This is a genomic window from Salipiger sp. PrR007, assembly GCF_010499845.1.
GTDB classification, from domain to species: domain Bacteria; phylum Pseudomonadota; class Alphaproteobacteria; order Rhodobacterales; family Rhodobacteraceae; genus Salipiger; species Salipiger pacificus_A.
This window is the reverse complement of the sequence record NZ_JAAGOZ010000064.1, coordinates 1-4,790: the sequence shown is the minus strand read 5'-3', so window position 1 is coordinate 4,790 and position 4,790 is coordinate 1. Positions and strand designations below refer to the sequence as shown.

The window sequence follows — 4,790 nt, the reverse complement described above, 5'->3', positions numbered from 1 at the left end:
AAACCGGCACCGTCAAAAAACGTCACCGTCATCCACCTGCGATGTCGCTCAGCACTCAACTGCGATGTCGCGCCACATCCTGACCACCCGGCGTCATCGCACGCTGCGCTATGACGATCTGCGGCGGATGGGCGCCAGCCTCAAGCAGGCCAAGCCCTTCATCACCCTGCTTGACTGGCGCCCGCGCGCGCTGAGCGATGCCGCCGATCTGCGCGCCCGCTTCGCGCCGCCGCCTGAACAGCTCTCGCTCTTCTGATGCGCCGCGTCGCGTTGCCCGAGATCGGCACCTTCGAGGCCTGGCGGGATGAGGCGCGGGCGCTTCTGGGGGCAGGGGTGCGGCCCGAGGATCTGCTCTGGCAGCGCGGGCAGGGCGCGGAGGACCTCTTTGCCACCGACCTGCCAAAGATTGCCGGCGGGCCGGTCACCGTGCCGCGCGGCTTTGTCGAGCTGGCACGGCTTGCCGTCTGCCACAGCGACCCCGAACGCTTTGCCCGGCTCTATGCACTGCTCTGGTCGCTCCGGGACGACAGGCGTTTGCTCGAAGACCGGGGCGATCCGCGCGTCGCCAAGCTCACCCGCATGGCCAAGGACGTCAGCCGCGACCGGCACAAGATGACCGCCTTCGTCCGCTTCCGCGAGCTGGAGGTGCCAGGGGCGAACCGTCGCAGGTTCGCCGCCTGGTTCGAGCCGACCCACCACATCGTCGAGCTGACCGCGCCATTCTTCGTCAAGCGTTTCGGAGATATGGACTGGGCGATCTTTACCCCGGACCTGTCGGCGCATTTCGAGGGGGGCGCGCTTCGGTTCGCGCCGGGAGCGCCCAGACCCGAGCTGCCGCAGGACGCGACCGAGGATCTCTGGCGCACCTATTTCCGCAATATCTTCAACCCGGCAAGGCTGAAACCCAAGGCGATGCAGGCCGAGATGCCGAAGAAATACTGGCACAACATGCCCGAGACGCAGCTCATCCCTGAGTTGATCGCCACCGCCGAGGCCCGCGCGCGGCAGATGGCCGAGGCGGCACCGACGCTTGCTCCCGCCCGTGCCGGAAAGATCAGCGCGCGCCTGCGCCTGCCCACCACCGAGGTAACAGAGGAAGTCGGCGATCTGCACGCGGCCCTCTCGGCCTGCCGGCGCTGTCCGCTGTGGCAGGACGCGACACAGCCGGTGCCGGGCGAAGGGCCCCCGGATGCGCCACTGATGATCGTCGGCGAACAGCCCGGAGATCGCGAGGATCTGGAAGGGCGCCCCTTTGTCGGCCCGGCCGGTCAGCTCTTCGACAGCATCGCACAGCGTGCCGGACTTGACCGGCGCAGGGCCTATGTCACCAATGCGGTCAAGCACTTCAAGTTCACCCCGCGCGGCAAGCGGCGGCTTCACCAGGCGCCGAACAGCGGCGAGATCCAGCAATGCCGCTGGTGGCTTGATCTCGAGCGGAGCCGGGTGAAGCCGAAGCTGATCCTCGCTCTGGGCGCGACGGCAGTGGAGAGCCTGACCGGAGACCGCCGAGCCCTGATGGCCCGGCGCGGCGGTCTCGAACGCACCGAGGATGGCACCCCGGTGCTGGTCACGCTGCATCCGTCCTATCTTTTGCGCGTGCCCGCCGCAGAGCGCGCGGCGGCGGAGGCGCTCTTCGAGGCTGACCTGAGACTTGCGGTGCGGGAACTGGCTGCCTTGGCGGAGCAGCCGGACCGCTGAGTCAGCTGGCGCGGCGCACCGGTTCGACCTTCGGCTTTTCGCCCGGCTTTTCCGGCGGATAGACGAGCCCGGCCGAGATCACCAGCTTGGCGGCATCCTCGATGCTCATCTCCAGTTCCACCACATCCTCGGCGGGGAAGTAGAGCAAGAAGCCCGAGGTCGGGTTGGGCGTGGTCGGCACGAAGACCGAAACCAGGTCTCCCATAGCGTCGGCGCGGGCGAGGATCTCACCCTTGGCCCGGGTCGAGATGAAGCCGATCGCCCAGATACCCTTGCGCGGGTACTGCACGAGGCAGGCCTTTTCGAAGTTGCTCTCGGTCTGGGCGAAAACCGTTTCGGCGATCTGTTTGATTCCAGAATAGATCGAGCGCACCACAGGGGTGCGGTCCACCAGCGTTTCGGCAAAGCGGATCATCGAACGGCCGATCAGCCCCTTGGCGACCCAGCCGACGAGGATGGTGAAGACAAGAAAGAAGATCACGCCCACGCCGCGCAGGTTGATCCCGATGTACTCCTCGGGATTGAAGCGCTGCGGCACCAGCGGCAGCACGAAGCCGTCGACCCAGCCGAACAGGGTCCAGATCAGCCAGATGGTCAGGCCAACCGGGGCGATCACCACCAGCCCGGTCAGGAAGCTCGCCCTGAGGCTCGCGAAGATGCCGGGGCGGCGGGGCTTGTCGTCGAAGGGCGTGTTCATTCTTGTTCCGGAGACAGAGGTGTTCCGAAACAAACTAGGGGCTCGCGCGCCGCTTCACAATGGGCGCGCGAGACTGTGATCCGCGCTGTGGTTTACGCGGCGGGCAGGGCGCTCATTTCCGCCGCGATGGCCGCGCCGAGACGGGCGTTGTTCAGCACCAGCTCGATGTTGCTTTCGAGCGAGCGGCCCTCGGTCAGCTCGAAGATGCGCTGGAGAAGATACGGCGTGACCGCCTTGCCGTGGATGCCATGCGCGGTCGCGTCTTCCATGGCCCGGGCGATGATCGGCATCATCGTCTCGCGCGGGATCTCGGCGCTTTCGGGGATCGGGTTGGCCACGAGCTGGCCGCCGGGCAGGCCGAGGGCGCCGCGCATCCGGTGCGCCTCGGCGATCTGCTTTGCGGTGTCGAGCCGCAGCGGCGCGGCGATCCCGGCCTCGCGCGACCAGAAGGCCGGCAGTTGGTCCTGCCCGAAGGCGATCACCGGAACGCCAAGGGTTTCGAGCACCTCCATGGTCTTCGACAGGTCAAGGATGGCCTTCGCGCCGGCGGCGATCACGGTCACCTGGGTCTGCGCCAGCTCCTGCAGGTCGGCAGAGATGTCGAAGCTCTGCTCGGCGCCGCGGTGCACGCCGCCGATGCCGCCGGTGGCAAAGACTTCGATGCCCGCCAGCCGCGCCGCGATCATCGTCGCCGCCACGGTGGTCGCGCCCGTGCCGCCCCGCGCCATGCACACAGCCATGTCGGCGCGCGAGAGCTTTGCCGCGTGCTTGGTCTGCGCCAGCGCCTCGAGCTGCGCGTCGTCGAGACCGACGCAGAGCTTGCCGCCTAGCACCGCGATGGTCGCCGGGGTGGCGCCGCCGTCGCGGATCGTCCGCTCGACCTTGCGCGCCATCTCGAGGTTCTGCGGCCAAGGCATGCCATGGGTGATAATGGTCGATTCCAGCGCCACCACGGGCGCGCCCTTGGCAAGCGCGTCGGCGACAGGGGCGGAAAGATGCACGAGGGTCATGAAGTCACGTCTCCGGATACGTAGGTTGCGGCGGCCGCCAGCGCTTCGTCCAGCGCGGTGGCACGGTCGGCGCCGCGCAGTTCGGCGGCGATATGCGCCGCCATGAAAGTGTCGCCCGCACCGGTCACCCGGGTGACCAGCACCTCGGGCGGGCATTCCGAAATCACCCCCTCGGCGGAGGCATCGGACGCGGGCTGGCCGCCATTGGTCACCAGCGCTCGTGCGGCACCGCGGGCAACGAGCGCCGACGCGGCCTCGGCGGAGTCGCCGAAACTCTGCATGCAAAGCAGCCCGGCTTCCTCGAGGTTCACATAGAGAACCCCGCGACCCGCGCGCAGGAAGGGGGTCAGCCGTTCGGCCTTGCCGGGGCTCGCCGGCGCGATGCGCAGGTCCGCGGCGGCAAAGGCGGGCAGGCGGAGGATCTCTTCCAGCAGGCCCAGCGTCAGGTTGCCGTCGAGCGCCACCGGCCCGGCCCAGGGCGCCTCGGCGCTGCCGAGCGGGCCGTCGATCAGCGGCGACAGGATACGGGCGCCGGATTGCTCGAGCGAATGGGCGTCGGCGATCGCCGCGATCAACCCGTTCGCGCCTTCAACCGCCATATACATGTCGGTCGGCAAGTCCTCGGAACGATAAAGATATTCCGTGACGCAGCCGAGCCGCTCGCAGGCGTCCACCAGCTCGTGACCATTGGGATCCTGCCCAACGGCGCTCAACAGGCCCGGGGTCAGCCCGAAGCGGGTGAGAGTCATCGCGATGTTCATCGCCACACCTCCCGGCAGGCGAATGATGCGCCCGGGCACGTCGGAGCCCTGGCGCATATGACTGGCAGAGCGGCCGATCACATCCCAGAGGACGGAGCCGATGCAGAGGATATCCGGAGTGCTGCTCATGCTGTCCTTGTGACCGAGCCTCCGGGCCGGGGCAAGAGGATTGATGCAGCGCCGCCCGGTGGTTACGCCATCGGCGAAAATGCGCAAGGCAACGGTGCGGCAAGGAAGAGAGGAAAGGACCAAGCGAAGATGCAGGCTGGACCATGTCCTGCAAAGCGCGGCCACGCCAGACGTATGGCGGATCGGGGAAACCGCGCTCGCGGACCTGTCCCAAGGGCAGATTTTCGCGAAGACACAGTGGCTTTCGCTCGATACTTGGACGCGCGGCCAGATCGCTCCCGCGCCAATGCCTCCGCCGGCGTCGAGTTGGCCGACGTCATGCGAAACGGCAGTTTCGGCGAGGACAACGCCTCAGCGCACCCGATTTGGAAGATCGGAGAGCGCGCCGAGAGCATGGCGGTGGGTTGGCAAACCAACGTGTGAACTCACGCCGAAGCGCAAAGCCTGATTTCCTATTCTATGTCAGTCTGTTCCGGATATCCACGAGCTTAGCCT

General features: G+C 67.3%; 4 protein-coding genes and 1 pseudogene. 2 read left to right on the top strand and 3 right to left on the bottom strand.

The window, feature by feature from the left end:
* Positions 1-256, top strand: a pseudogene (locus G0Q01_RS22125) (radical SAM protein); the annotation flags it as partial.
* Positions 256-1,698: a UdgX family uracil-DNA binding protein gene (locus tag G0Q01_RS22120; protein WP_164196423.1), complete on the top strand. Its 1,443-nt coding sequence runs from the start codon at positions 256-258 to the stop codon at positions 1,696-1,698. The pseudogene G0Q01_RS22125 and the gene G0Q01_RS22120, both read left to right, overlap by 1 nt.
* A 1-nt stretch (position 1,699) precedes the next feature.
* Here the strand turns inward: G0Q01_RS22120 and G0Q01_RS22115 are convergent, their stop codons facing one another.
* From G0Q01_RS22115 to G0Q01_RS22105, 3 genes are all read right to left on the bottom strand, one after another.
* Positions 1,700-2,395, bottom strand: a complete 696-nt coding sequence (locus G0Q01_RS22115; protein ID WP_108965531.1) for a DUF502 domain-containing protein — start codon at positions 2,393-2,395, stop codon at positions 1,700-1,702.
* A 92-nt stretch (positions 2,396-2,487) separates the two neighbouring features.
* On the bottom strand, positions 2,488-3,405 hold the full coding sequence (locus G0Q01_RS22110; RefSeq protein ID WP_164196422.1) for a pseudouridine-5'-phosphate glycosidase: 918 nt from the start codon (positions 3,403-3,405) through the stop codon (positions 2,488-2,490).
* Complete coding sequence (locus tag G0Q01_RS22105; protein ID WP_164196421.1) at positions 3,402-4,295, bottom strand: PfkB family carbohydrate kinase; 894 nt, start codon at positions 4,293-4,295, stop codon at positions 3,402-3,404. Before G0Q01_RS22105 ends, G0Q01_RS22110 begins: the two co-directional genes overlap by 4 nt.
* Positions 4,296-4,790 lie beyond the last annotated feature (495 nt).